13 protein-coding genes are annotated in these 12,850 nt (G+C 72.3%); 6 read left to right on the forward strand and 7 right to left on the reverse strand.

The genetic code is table 11. The features are described from left to right. Positions 1–40: 40 nt before the first annotated feature. Together AB0B50_RS41160 and AB0B50_RS41165 are read left to right on the forward strand one after the other, a co-directional pair. Positions 41–1,108, forward strand: coding sequence for a chitinase (locus AB0B50_RS41160; RefSeq protein ID WP_362342055.1), 1,068 nt, complete (start codon positions 41–43; stop codon positions 1,106–1,108). A 108-nt stretch (positions 1,109–1,216) separates the two neighbouring features. After that, entirely contained in the window at positions 1,217–2,320 is a 1,104-nt protein-coding gene (locus AB0B50_RS41165; protein WP_362342057.1) for a SpoIIE family protein phosphatase, read from the forward strand. A gap of 372 nt (positions 2,321–2,692) precedes the next feature. Here AB0B50_RS41165 and AB0B50_RS41170 read toward each other — a convergent pair whose 3' ends face one another. After that, on the reverse strand, positions 2,693–3,562 hold the full coding sequence (locus tag AB0B50_RS41170; protein ID WP_362342059.1) for a lysophospholipid acyltransferase family protein: 870 nt from the start codon (positions 3,560–3,562) through the stop codon (positions 2,693–2,695). Continuing rightward, a complete protein-coding gene (locus AB0B50_RS41175) occupies positions 3,559–4,308 on the reverse strand; it encodes a GNAT family N-acyltransferase (RefSeq protein ID WP_362342062.1) in 750 nt (249 codons plus the stop codon). The genes AB0B50_RS41170 and AB0B50_RS41175 overlap by 4 nt, the downstream gene beginning before the upstream one ends. Positions 4,309–4,547: 239 nt before the next feature. On the opposite strand from AB0B50_RS41175, the gene AB0B50_RS41180 reads away from it, so the two are divergent. The 3 genes from AB0B50_RS41180 to AB0B50_RS41190 are packed head-to-tail and all read left to right on the forward strand — an operon-like array spanning position 4,548 to position 7,670. Continuing rightward, complete coding sequence (locus tag AB0B50_RS41180) at positions 4,548–5,744, forward strand: CaiB/BaiF CoA-transferase family protein (protein ID WP_362342065.1); 1,197 nt, start codon at positions 4,548–4,550, stop codon at positions 5,742–5,744. Beyond that, positions 5,741–6,913 carry an acyl-CoA dehydrogenase family protein gene (locus AB0B50_RS41185; RefSeq protein ID WP_362342068.1) on the forward strand — a complete coding sequence of 391 codons (1,173 nt, stop codon included), beginning with the start codon at positions 5,741–5,743 and terminating at the stop codon, positions 6,911–6,913. Before AB0B50_RS41180 ends, AB0B50_RS41185 begins: the two co-directional genes overlap by 4 nt. Positions 6,914–6,929: 16 nt before the next feature. Beyond that, positions 6,930–7,670, forward strand: coding sequence for a GntR family transcriptional regulator (locus tag AB0B50_RS41190; protein ID WP_362342071.1), 741 nt, complete (start codon positions 6,930–6,932; stop codon positions 7,668–7,670). Between the two features lie 3 nt (positions 7,671–7,673). Here AB0B50_RS41190 and AB0B50_RS41195 read toward each other — a convergent pair whose 3' ends face one another. From AB0B50_RS41195 to AB0B50_RS41205, 3 genes are all read right to left on the reverse strand, one after another. Beyond that, the gene (locus AB0B50_RS41195; protein WP_362342073.1) at positions 7,674–8,234 is read right to left on the reverse strand and encodes a YbaK/EbsC family protein; all 561 of its coding nucleotides are present in this window, start codon (positions 8,232–8,234) and stop codon (positions 7,674–7,676) included. 19 nt (positions 8,235–8,253) lie between these two features. Continuing rightward, complete coding sequence (locus AB0B50_RS41200; protein ID WP_362342076.1) at positions 8,254–8,838, reverse strand: XRE family transcriptional regulator; 585 nt, start codon at positions 8,836–8,838, stop codon at positions 8,254–8,256. A 122-nt stretch (positions 8,839–8,960) separates the two neighbouring features. Then, a complete protein-coding gene (locus tag AB0B50_RS41205) occupies positions 8,961–9,698 on the reverse strand; it encodes an acyltransferase (RefSeq protein ID WP_362342079.1) in 738 nt (245 codons plus the stop codon). A gap of 134 nt (positions 9,699–9,832) precedes the next feature. On the opposite strand from AB0B50_RS41205, the gene AB0B50_RS41210 reads away from it, so the two are divergent. Continuing rightward, entirely contained in the window at positions 9,833–10,366 is a 534-nt protein-coding gene (locus AB0B50_RS41210; protein WP_362342082.1) for a gamma carbonic anhydrase family protein, read from the forward strand. A gap of 1 nt (position 10,367) precedes the next feature. On the opposite strand, the gene AB0B50_RS41215 is transcribed toward AB0B50_RS41210, so the two are convergent. Both AB0B50_RS41215 and AB0B50_RS41220 read right to left on the reverse strand, forming a co-directional pair. Beyond that, a complete protein-coding gene (locus AB0B50_RS41215) occupies positions 10,368–11,036 on the reverse strand; it encodes a DedA family protein (RefSeq protein WP_362342085.1) in 669 nt (222 codons plus the stop codon). A gap of 88 nt (positions 11,037–11,124) precedes the next feature. Continuing rightward, positions 11,125–12,807: a carboxylesterase family protein gene (locus AB0B50_RS41220; RefSeq protein WP_362342088.1), complete on the reverse strand. Its 1,683-nt coding sequence runs from the start codon at positions 12,805–12,807 to the stop codon at positions 11,125–11,127. Positions 12,808–12,850: the final 43 nt, after the last annotated feature.

Raw genomic sequence — 12,850 nt, forward strand, 5'->3', positions numbered from 1 at the left:
ACCCCCACCCCCCCCCCCCACCGCACCCAGGGAGCACAGCGTGATCGGTCGGACGTTACGCCTGCTGGGGTCCGCCCTGGCACTGGTCTGTGTCGCACAACTGCCGGCCGCCGCGGCCGCCCCGGACTCCGCGTCCCCCGCGCCGCGGGCCGACACCTGCGCCCTCAAGCCGAAGCCCGCGGGCAAGGTGCTCCAGGGGTACTGGGAGAACTGGGACGGCGCCGCCAACGGCGTGCACCCGCCGTTCGGCTGGACCCCCATCACCGACTCCCGCATCCGCGAGCACGGCTACAACGTGATCAACGCGGCCTTCCCCGTGATCCGTTCGGACGGCACCGTCCTGTGGGAGGACGGCATGGACGCGACGGTGAAGGTCGCGACGCCCGCCGAGATGTGCCAGGCCAAGGCCGACGGCGCGACCATCCTGATGTCCATCGGTGGCGCGGCGGCCGGGATCGACCTGAGCTCACCCGCCGTCGCGGACCGCTTCGTCGAGACGATCGTGCCGATCCTGAAGAAGTACAACTTCGACGGCATCGACATCGACATCGAGACCGGCCTCGTGGGCAGCGGCAACATCAACCAGCTCTCGCCCTCGCAGTCCAACCTGATCCGCATCATCGACGGCGTGCTCGCCCGCATGCCCGCCGGCTTCGGCCTCACGATGGCCCCCGAGACGGCGTACGTCACCGGAGGCAGCGTCGTCTACGGCTCCATCTGGGGCGCCTACCTGCCGATCATCAAGAAGTACGCGGACAACGGCCGCCTGTGGTGGCTCAACATGCAGTACTACAACGGCAGCATGTACGGCTGCTCCGGCGACTCCTACTCCGCGGGCACCGTCCAGGGCTTCACCAAGCAGACCGACTGCCTCGACAAGGGCCTGGTCATCCAGGGCACCACCATCAAGGTCCCCTACGACAAGCAGGTCCCCGGGCTCCCGGCCCAACCGGGCGCGGGCGGCGGCTACATGGCGCCGAACCTGGTGGCCCAGGCGTGGAACACGTACAACGGCGGCCTGAAGGGCCTCATGACGTGGTCGATCAACTGGGACGGTTCGAAGGGATGGACGTTCGGCGACAACTTCAAGCGGCTGACGGGGCGTTGATCGACCGCCCCTGATCGCTTCCGCGCCCTGTTCTGTCGTCACACTGAAGCACTGCCGCCCCGTCGCTACGCTGTGCGCAAGCGAGGCGCGAGAGGGCACGGTGCGGCGATGTCTCAACTTCCCGTTCCGAGGGCGGTCCACGCGGTCAGAGCTGCTGTCGTCCTCGGGATCGCCCTGGTCATGGCCCTCGACATCGCCTTGAGGGCGACGCACCCCGGGGTGGTGGCGGCCCTGGCCGGTGTCGCGGCGCTGCCCCTGTTCCTGCCCTCCCCTCGGCGTCGGTCCCTCGTGACCGGCGCCGCGACGTTCGGTGCGACACTGCTGCTCGGCATGGGCCACTGGCGCGACCGGCCGATCGTCATCGGGGCGACCCTGATCAACATCGTTCTGATCACCGCCCTCGCGCGCTACCTCGGCCGACCGTCCGCACCGTGCCCGGCCGAGGCCGCCGAACCGGACCACCTGCGCAACGCCTCGTCGTGGATCGGCAACGTACGCGTCGAGATGCGCGCCCTGCCCGCCGACTCCACGGGAAGGATGACCGCCGACTTCTGCGATCTGCGGCCCACCCCGTTCGGCGTGCGCCTCCTGGTCGTCGACTTCATGGGCAAAGGAACCGAAACCCAGGAGAAGGCCGCGAGCCTGCTCTACCGATGGGCCAGGGTCGCGGGCGAGACCCCCGGCCTCGCGGAGTCGGCCCGGCGCCTGGACAGCCTGCTCGCCGAGGAGGACCTGTTCGCCAAGGCCCTGCTCATCGGGGTCGCCGACGACGGCACCACGACCCTGATCTGCTGCGGCCACCCGCCGCCGCTGGTCGTGGCCGACGGCTCCGCGCACCCGCTCAGCCTCGTCTCGCTGCTTCCGCCGCTCGGCCTCTTCGACCTGGTCGACCACGACATCCCGATCTACGCCACCACGGTCCGGCTCACCCCGGGCCGCCGCCTGCTCCTGCACACCGACGGCGCGAGCGACACCCCCGACGCCAAGGGCGCCCTCTACCCCCTCGCGTCGCGCGCGGGGGCCCTGGACGCCCTCGACCCCGGCGTGTGCCTGGACCGGATGGCGGGCGAACTGAGGGAGCACATCGGCGCGTCGGCCAGGGACGAGGCACTCCTGCTCCTGATCGAGTGCGCCCCACAGGCCGCCGCGTCCGTGGCCCCCGGCTCTCCCGCAGGAACCAGCGGCGGGGACATCGCGGACGCGGCCGCATAGCTCTCGGCTCCCGACGCGGCGGTTCGGGACCTTGGACCTCTGGCCCCACGGACAACCACCCTTTAGGTTGGGGGCGATTCCGTCGAGATCGCCTCACACGCGGTCAGCCAGTGGAGAGGAGGCGGGAACCATGGACCGGAGTCCGAGTCCGAGTCCGAGTCGCAGTCGACTCCTGAGCACCCTTCACCCGTCTCCTCGCGGTACGCGCTGACGCCTCCCGCGTCCCTTCGCGCTGCCGCACCGCCCCTTTGGGAGGTGCCCTCATGGCGTACATCGTCTTCGCCCACAAGCCCGCCGTGCGCTTCGCCCGCCACGTCACCCTGATCTGGCGCCGCCTCGCGGACGCGCCACTCGACAGCAGCACCGTCTGCGTCACGCGCCCGACCACTCCCGGCTCGCGGTCCTGCCTGCGGCGGACGGACCGCAGGCGGCCGCGCGCGAGGACCCGCCGCTGAGCGGCGCGGCCACCCCGAGCACGGCCCGCCGCGCGGCCTCGGCAAGCGCCCGCCGGTCGGCGCCGATGAGCGGATCGTGGACCGTGACCCGCGCGGTCAGACCGGACGCGGCCGCCACCCTGCGCAGCGAGGCGGTGAAGTCCTCCTCGCCGAGGAAGGCGGCCGCGGTCACCGCGGCGCCGCCCTGCCGGTACTCGACCGTCACCGGCCGCACGGGCGCCCCCGCGTCCACCGCCGCCTGGAAGGCGGCCCGCCGGAAGTCGCCGCCCGCGATGGAGCACCACGTCGTCGCCTGCGGAAAGACGAGGACGGACGTGCCGCCCCGCAGGTCCCGCGCCAACTCGGCGACAGCACAGGGCAGTCGACGCGGGCTGCCGTCCCGGTCGATGAACCGCGTCCCCACCCGCCGGGCCAGCGTGCCGATCACCGGCCACCGGCCCACCTCGCGCTTGGCGAGGACGCTCACCGGATCGACGGCGAGCAGGGCCACGACGTCGAGCCAGGAGATGTGGTTGGCCACGACGAGGGTGCCCACGCCTCGGTCCCGCGCGCTCAGCCGTGCGGCGCGCGCCACCTCCAGGCGCACCCCGAGCGCGCCGAGCACCGCGCGGGCCTCGGCCCGCAGGACCCGGGGCTCGGCAAGCCGGTCGCCCCGTGCCACGGCCCGGGTCAGGGTGTACGTCAACGCGGCGTACCGGCGGGTGAGTTCGCCCAGCGGCACGCGCGGATCCGGCTCGACGGCGCAGCTCGCCGGGCAGCCGCGGTCGACCGTCCAGGGGCTCCTCACGCGCCCACCCCGAGGAAGAATCGCCGGTGGCGCGCGCTGAGCCGCTCCATGTCGAGCAGCACGAAGAAGTCGGCGACGTCGAAGTCCGGGTCGTGCGCGGGGGCGCCGCAGATCCACGCGCCGAGGCGGAGGTAGCCGCGCAGCAGGGGCGGCACATCGGCGTACGTCGGGCGCTCGGGCACCGGACCCGCGGGCGTCCAGGGGCGCCGGGGGTGGACCCGGAGCTCGGGCGGCGCGGCGTGCTTGGCGGTGCCGAGCAGCCAGGCCCCGGCCGCCGCCCGGCCGCCGTCGGCCAGCGGCACGGAGGCGCAGCCCGCCAGGTGCCGGTGGCCGGAGAGCAGGACGTAGCGGGCGAGCGCCGACCACATGAGGTTGATGACGGCACCGGAGCGGTGGTCGGGGTGGACGCAGGAGCGGCCCGCCTCGACGGTGGAGGACCGCAGGCGGCTGAGCGCGCGCAGGTCGAACTCGCCGTCGGAGTAGGACCGTTCGGTGCGCCCCGGGGGCAGCAGCCGGTAGGTGCCGACGACGTCGCCGGTCGAGGTGTCGGTGACGACGAGGTGGTCGGCCAGGTCGTCGAAGGCGTCGATGTCGTGGCCGGGCAGAGGAGTGTCGAGACGCGCGCCCATCTCCGTAGCGAAGACGTGGTGGCGCAGCCGCTGGGCGGCCCTGATCTGTTGGGGAGTGTCCGCGATGGAGGTGACGTACGAGCCGGTGTCCGTCGGAACGAGCGGTGTCGAGACCATGACAGTTCCGTTCTCCGTGCAGTGGGGACGGCGGTGCGTCAAGCACCATGACGGCATCGGCTGAACTGCGCCCCTCGGCCGCGCGTCGGCCGTACGTCTGATGCGCGTCCGGTGCACGTCGGCCGTGCGTCCGGTGCACGTCGGCCGTGCGCACGGCGTACGTCGAGATCGGGCCGCCCGCGTCACAGCCCCGTGGCGCCGCCATTGACCCGCTTCTCCTTTGGCCGTACAAACGCGGCATGCCACCTCCCCTCCCCCTCGCCGGCATCACCGTCGTCAGCCTGGAGCAGGCCGTCGCCGCGCCCTTCGCCACCCGGCAGCTCGCCGATCTCGGGGCCCGTGTCATCAAGGTCGAACGCCCCGGCGGCGGCGACTTCGCCCGGCGGTACGACACCACAGTGCACGGCCAGGCCAGCTATTTCGTCTGGCTGAACCGCTCCAAGGAGTCCCTCACCCTCGACCTCAAGTCGGCACAGGGACAGCAGATCCTCGCCGAACTGATCGCGGGCGCCGACGTGTTCGTGCAGAACCTCGCCCCCGGCGCCGCCGCCCGCATGGGCCTCGGCCCCGAGGAGCTGCAGGCCCGCCACCCGTCCCTGATCCCCTGCACCGTCAGCGGCTACGGCACGGAGGGGCCCTGGGCCGACCGCAAGGCGTACGACCTGCTCGTGCAGTGCCAGACGGGGCTGCTCCAGCTGACCGGCACCCCCGAGGAAGCGGCGCGCGTGGGGATCTCCGTGGCCGACATCGCCGGCGGCATGTACGCCTACAGCGGCATCCTCTCGGCCCTGTTCACCCGGGCGACGACCGGCCGCGCGCCCACCGTCGAGGTCTCCCTCTTCGACGCGCTCGCCGAGTGGATGAGCCAGCCCGCCTACTACACGCGCTACGGCGGCACCCAGCCGCCCCGCGTCGGCGCCCGGCACGCCACGGTCGCGCCGTACGGCCCGTTCACCGCCGCCGACGGCAAGGACGTGCTGCTGTCCGTGCAGAACGAGCGCGAATGGGCCGCGCTGTGCCGGGAGTTCATCGGCCGCCCCGAGCTGGCCGACGACCCGCGGTTCGCCACCGGGTCCGACCGCGTGGCGCACCGCGACGCCCTCGACGCGATCATCTCCGTACGCTTCTGTGAACTCGGCGGCGACGAGGCGATGAAGCTGCTCGACCGCACCGGCATCGCCAACGCCGGGGTCAATTCGGTGCACGAGTTCCTCGACCACCCGGTGCTCACCGAGCGCGGACGCTGGCAGGACATCCACGTGCCGGGCACCGACGAGCCCGTGCAGGCGCTGCTGCCCCCGGCCGCCCTCTCCGGAGTCGTCCCGCGCATGGATCCGGTGCCGGAGGCGGGCGAGCACACCGACGCGATCCTCGCCGAGCTGGGCCGCGGCCCCGACGACATCGCACGGCTGCGCGCGGAAGGGGTCTGCCGGTGAGCGCCCTGGACACCCTCACGCCCGACGAGCGGCTGGTCGTCACGACCGTGCGGGACTTCGTCGACCGGCGGGTCAGGCCCGTCGTAAGGGAGTTGGAGCACGCCGACACCTATCCCGAGGAGCTCATCGAGGGAATGAAGGAGCTCGGCGTCTTCGGGCTCGCCGTGCCCGAGGAGTTCGGCGGCGCCCCCGTCTCCACCCCCTGCTACGTCCTGGTCACCGAGGAGCTGGCGCGCGGCTGGATGAGCCTGGCGGGCGCGATGGGCGGCCACACGGTCGTCGCGAAGCTCCTCGTGCACTTCGGCACCGAGGAGCAGAAGCGCCGCTGGCTGCCCCGCATGGCCACCGGCGAGGTACGCGCCACGATGGCCCTGACCGAGCCGGGCGGCGGCTCGGACCTGCAGGCGCTGCGCACGGTCGCGCGCCGCGCCGACGACGGGGACGGGTACGTCGTCGACGGCGCGAAGACCTGGATCACCAACTCCCGCCGCTCCGGCCTGATCGCCCTGCTCTGCAAGACCGACCCGTACGCCGAGCCGCGCCACCGCGGCATCTCGGTGCTGCTCACGGAACACAGGCCGGGACTGACCGTCTCGCGCGATCTGCCCAAGCTCGGCTACAAGGGCGTCGAGAGCTGCGAGCTGGCCTTCTTCGGCTACCGCGCACCGGCCGACGCGCTGCTCGGCGGCGTCGAGGGCAAGGGCTTCGGACAGATGATGAAGGGCCTGGAGACCGGGCGGCTACAGGTCGCGGCCCGCGCGCTGGGCGTGGGGCGCGCCGCGTTCGAGGACGCGCTGCGCTACGCCCAGGAGCGCGAGTCGTTCGGGGTGCCGATCTGGCAGCACCAGTCGATCGGCAACTACCTGGCGGACATGGCCACTTCACTGTCGGCGGCCCGTCAGCTGACCTTGCACGCGGCGCGCGAGGCGGACGCGGGGCGGCGCGTCGACATGGAGGCGGGCATGGCCAAGCTCTTCGCGTCGGAGACGGCCATGCGGATCACGCTGGACGCGGTCCGCATCCACGGCGGCAACGGCTACTCCACAGAGTTCGACGTCGAGCGGTACTTCCGCGACGCGCCGCTGATGATCGTGGGCGAGGGCACCAACGAGATCCAGCGCAATGTGATCGCCCGTCAACTGGTGGCGCGCGGCGGCCTGGAGGACTGAACCATGAGGGCTGCCCGTGGCCGTGCGGGGTGACAGCGCCTACGCCCGCCTGGCCCGCGAGCTGCGCGAGGCGATCCTGCGGCACGACTTCCCCGACGGGGTGCGACTGCCCACGGAGGCGGAGCTCGCGGCGGCCCACGGCGTGAGCCGGCAGACGGTGCGGCGGGCCTTCCAGGACCTGGTGGCGGAGGGCCTGGTGGACCGGGCGCCGGGCCGCGGCACGTTCGCAGCACCCCAACACGACCGCCACGCACGGCAGTTCGGCTCGGTCGAGGACCTGATGGCGCTGCCCCTCGACACGACGATGCGGCTCGTCTCACCGCTGCGTCGCATGACCGACCCCGACGCGGCGGCACGGCTGCGGCTCGGCTGCGACCGGGTGGACAGGGTCGCGTTCCTGCGGCTGCACGAGGCCACACCGTTCTGCCTGACGAACGTTTCCCTGCCGCCCGAGGTCGGCGAACTCCTCACCGGCCTCCCGGAATTGACAGAGAAGGGCCCCCTCCTCGGATCGACGGTGATCGGAATGCTCGACGGGCGGCTCCCGCACCCCATCGCGCAGGCGGAGCAGAGCGTCACGGTCACCCTCGCGGACTCGGCGGCGTGCGAGCACCTTGGCTGCCCGCCCGAGCATCCGTTGCTGCGCATCGACCGGTTGTACGTCTCCACGGCAGGGCACCCCGTCGAGCTGGCGATCAGCCGCTTCCTGCCGGAGCACTACACCTACCGGGTGCGGCTGCGGCGCCGCCGCTGCTGAGGCTCAGGCGGCGACACCGAGCCCCTCGACGACGACCGCGCCGGGCAGCCCGGCGAAGACCTTGCCCGGCACGATGAGCTTGCCGCGCCGGCTGCCGCTGCCGATCAGAACGTGCGGCAGATCGGCGACGGCGGCGTCGACCAGCAGCGGCCACGCGGCGGGCAGCCCGATCGGCGTGATGCCGCCGTACTCCATGCCGGTCTCCCCCGTCGCCGTCCCCATCGGCGCGAACGAGGCCTTGCGCGCGCCGAGTCGGCGGCGGACGACGCCGTTCACATCCACCCGCGTCCCGGACAGCACGACGCACGCGGCGAGCGTGGTGTCGCCGCCGCGCTTGCCCGCGACGACGACGCAGTTGGCGGACTGGGAGAGCAGTTCGGGGCCGTAGTGCTCCAGGAAGGTGGCGGTGTCGGCCCACTCCGGCTCGGTGTCGACGTGGATCAGCTCATCGGCCGCCACCGACCCGCTCCAGCCGCGTACGGCTTCAGCGACGGACGGGACGAGCAGGTCGAGGGCTTCGGGGGCGGTACGGACGACGTCGAAATCACCGAGAGGAGCACGCATGGCGGCACGCTAACAGGGGTCAGTAGGAAGCCGCGTGGGCGGGCGGGACCGAGACGGACATGGTCATCTCCACCGGCTCGGCACCCTTGTTGTGGTAGCCGTGCGGCACGTTGGCCTCGAAGGTGGCTGCCGTGCCCGCGGGGACGACGTGCTCCACCCCGTCGACCACGAGGGTCAGTTCGCCCCGCGCGACATGCAACAGCTCGATGGTGCCCGTCGGATGGGCGTCCGAGTCGTTGCCCTCGTCGGGCATCAGCCGCCAGGACCACAGCTCGAAGGGCCCGCGCGCCTCGGCCCCCACCAGGAGCGTGGTGCTGCTGCCGGCCTGAGTGGACCACATGCGCACCGCCTGCTCCGGCGGCACGAGCCGTACGTGCGAGCCCTGTTCGTAGTCGAGCAGGGTGGTGATGCTGACGCCCAGCGCGTCGGCGAGCTTCACGGTGATGCCCACGCTGGGGTTGGTCCTGGCCTGCTCGATCTGGATGATCATGCCGCGACTCACACCGGCACGGGCCGCCAGGGCATCGAGGGTGAAGCCCCTTTCGTTGCGCCACCGTTTGAGGTTGCGCGCGAGGGACTGGGTCAGCTGGTCGAGGTCCGACACATTCCGTCCAATATTTTGGATGACTGGATTCAACACACTGTACTGCGCGGCCGCGCCCCGTCATGGGGCGCGGGGAACGGCGCGACAAGCCACGACTCACCCGCGGACGAGAAACCGCCCAGTCACCCCTCGCCCAGCTCCCCCAACGCAAGCAACTGCTCCGGAGTAACACCGTCCGGGATGGGAACAGGCGCAGGCGTACGCAGCGGCGGCTCCCACCCCCGCTCCGCATCCCACGTCCGCACCACCCGCGCCGGAGCCCCCGCCACCACGGCGTGATCCGGCACCTCGCCACGCACCACGGCCCCCGCGGCGACCACCACGTTCCGCCCGATCCGCGCCCCCGGCAGGATCACCGCCCCCGTGCCGATCCAGCAGCCGGGCCCGATCTCCACCGGCTCCATCCGCGGCCACTGCTTGCCGATAGGGGTGTGCGGGTCGTCGTACGAGTGGTTGGTGGAGGTCACGTACACATAAGGCCCGAAGTAGCAGTCATCGCCGATCGTCACCGCGGTGTCGGCGATGACATGACTGCCCCGCCCGAGGACGACCCCGTTGCCGATCCGGAGTATCGGCTCGGGCCCGAGGTCGAGGTCCGGCATCATCCCCGCGGTGAGCGTCACGTGCTGGCCCACGATGCAGTGGTCGCCGAGCCTGATCCACGGCTCCCCGAAGACCGTGCCCTGCGGGAAGGCCAGCTTCGTGCCCTCCCCGATCGCGCCGAACCGCAGCCGCCCCGGATGCGCCGCGGTGACCGCGCCCGTGCGCTGCACCCACTCCCAGCCCGCGTGGACGGCGCGCTGCGCCAGGCGGCGCGGCCCGGCGGCGAGGGATGAGAACGTGTTCCTGTTCTTCGGCACGCGCTCACGTTACTCAGCGCCCCGGTGGCGCGCAGGCCGTCGAGCTGTGATCTTCACCCCACGCGGGGGCACGGGCCGCAGGGTCCCGTACGGTGCCGTCAGGCGTGACGACGTACAGAAGAGGGAGACATCCGATGGGCCACGAGGCACTGATCACCGGCATCGGCGGCAAGGACCCCAAGATCGATCAGGACGCCTTCACCGCGCCGACGTCCGTCGTGCTCGGCGAGGTGACCCTGCACGCCGGGGCGAGCGCCTGGTACGGCGCGGTGCTGCGCGCCGACTGCGGCCCCATCGTGGTGGGCGCCGACAGCAACATCCAGGACAACTGCAGCCTCCACGTCGACCCGGGCTTCCCCATCACGATCGGCGAGCGCGTCTCGGTGGGGCACAACGCCGTCCTGCACGGCTGCACCGTCGAGGACGACAGCCTGGTCGGCATGGGTGCCACCGTCCTCAACGGCGCGGTGATCGGCGCCGGTTCGCTGGTCGCCGCGCAGGCGCTCGTGCCCCAGGGAATGCAGGTGCCCCCGGGCTCGCTCGTCGCGGGCGTGCCCGCCAAGGTGCGCAGGCAGCTCACGGACGAGGAGCGCGAGGGCATCTCCCTGAACGGCACGCTGTACGTCGAGCTCGCCAAGGCCCATCGCGACGCGCACGCCGCGGAGTGAGTCAGTCGGTGGCCGGGACGGGCTGCGGCTCGGCCACCGTGATCCCGGCGTTCGCCTCGGCCTCCGCCGCCGCCTTCTTGGCCCGCCGCTTGACGAACAGCATCGAGCCGACGCCGATCAGCACGGCGATGCCGAGACCCACGTACGAGAACCGCTTGAGCCAGTCCTCGGCGACCACGCCGATGTAGTAGATGACGGCGGTGGTGCCGCCCGCCCAGACGATCCCGCCGAGGACGTTGGCGATCAGGAACTTCCAGTACGGCATGCGCAGGACGCCCGCGAGCGGCCCGGCGAAGATGCGCAGCAGGGCGACGAAGCGGCCGAAGAAGACCGCCCACATGCCCCACTTCTGGAAGGAGCGCTCGGCGGTCGCCACGTTCGCGGCGCTGAAGTGCTTGGGGAACTTCCGCTCCAGCCAGGCGAGCAGCGGCCGTCCGCCCTTGCGCCCGATGGCGTATCCGATGGAGTCGCCGATGATGGCGCCCGCGGTGGCGCAGGCCCCCAGGATCACCGGATTGAGATCTCCGTGCTGCGAGGACAGGAGCGCCGCCGAGACCAGGACGATCTCACCGGGCAGCGGGATGCCCAGGCTCTCCAGTCCGATGACGAGGCCCACCAGCGCATAGATGCTGACGGCTGGTACGTGCTCCAGCCACTCCTGGACGTGCAACGCCGGTTCCTCCCGTGGTTCGAATTGCCAGTGCCCGGCGTGCGCGCCCCCCTCGGCCGCGCACGCCGGGCAGCCTACCCGGCTGCGATCACCCTGCAGGAACGGCGTCCCAGAGGTCGCACCGGTGTTCGTCGCCCACGGTCGTGCTGATCGCCGTCCCGCCGGCCGACGCGGTGCGCAGCGAGAGCACCTGTCCGGGCCGGGTGCGCTGGTCCGGCGCGGTCGGCCCGCCGTCGGCGCGCGGCACTCCGTCGCGGATGAAGGAACCCCAGTACTGGAGCATCTGCCGTGAGAGCGCCCGCTGTTCGGCGTTGAGCGGCGTCGCCAGGCCGAAGTGCTTGAAGAGGTACTGGACTTCGTTGACGTGCGTCGCGCCGAAGTCGAAGTCGGTGTCCAGCTCGCGCAGCGACGCGAAGGGCGGCGAGGTGCGGTCCGCGAACTCGTAGGCGTAGACGGGCCCGCGGTCCGCGAGCGCCGTGTTCAGGCGCAGAGCCGGGCAGGCGAACGACCGGTCGCCGACCGTCGCGCCGTAGGCGTGCGTCGGCGAGGCGTGCTCCGTGAGCGGATAGGCGGTGAGGACGCGGCCGCCGAGTTCGGGCCCGTAGGCGTCGGTGAGCGCCTGCGGGTACTGCCCGGCGGTGAGCGGCTTGCCCTGCCCGTCGTACCGCGAGAAGGCGAAGAGGCTTCCTTCGTCGCTGTTCGCGCCGTTCAGAACGGGCACGCGGGCGGCGCCCGCATTCTCGTACGCCTCCTTGGGCTGCACCGGCAGGAAGGCGCCGCCGACGACCGGACCCCAGTCGAAGCCGGCCTGCGCGGCGAGGATGTCCTTCGCGGGCTTGGCGCGCAGACAGGCGAGCGCGGTCCTCGGGTCCGGGCAGCCCGCCTTCTTCACGAAGGCCGCGCCGTCGCCGGTCGCGCGCTCGCGCTCGCGGCCCGCGCAGTCGCCGTACGCGCCGCTCTCCACGATGCCCGCGCGGTAGAGGCCGCGTGCGGTGGGCGAGGCGATCAGGGTGCACACGGAGCGGCCGCCCGCGGACTCGCCCGCGATGGTCACACGGTCCGCGTCGCCGCCGAACCGGCCGATGTTGGCGCGCACCCAGCGCAGGGCGGCCTGCTGGTCGAGGAGGCCGTAGTTGCCGGAGACGCCGTCGGACGCCTCGCCGTCGAGCCCGTCGGCCCCCTTGGTGGCGAGGAAACCCATGGCTCCCAGGCGGTAGTTGACGGTCACGACGACGGTGCCGGTGCGGCGGGCGAAGGTGTCGGGCACGATGTCCTCACCGGCGCCCGCGGTCAGGCCGCCGCCGTGCAGCCACACCATCACGGGGCGCTGCGCCGTGTGGCCATCGGGGACGTAGACGTTGAGGGACAGGCAGTCCTCGGTGTGGCTGGGCTTCTCGTATCCGGGGTCCCAACTGGCGCTCTGTACGCAGCGGTTGCCGAACGCGCCCGCCTGACGCACCCCGTCCCACGGCTTCGGGGGCCGGGGCTCCTTCCAGCGCAGATCGCCGACGGGTTGGCGCGCATACGGGATGCCGAGGAACTGCCGTCCCTCTTCGGTGGATTCGCCGCGGATCCAGCCCGCGCCGGTGCGCACGAGCGTGCTGCCGTCGGCGGCGGTCGCGGGGCTGTCGGCCCGCGCGGGACTGCCGTCCGCTGCGGCCGCTGGACTGTCGGCCCCCGCAGGCTGCGGCGCGAGCGCGGCCGCGGCGGGGGGGGGGCCGCGGGGGGCGCCGCCGGCCGCCCGCGCGGGGCGGGCCCGGGGTGTCAGCACCACCAAAAAGAAAAACACACACAAAAAAAAAAAAATGAAGAGA

Source organism: Streptomyces sp. NPDC041068 (genome assembly GCF_040647455.1).
Lineage (GTDB): Bacteria > Actinomycetota > Actinomycetes > Streptomycetales > Streptomycetaceae > Streptomyces.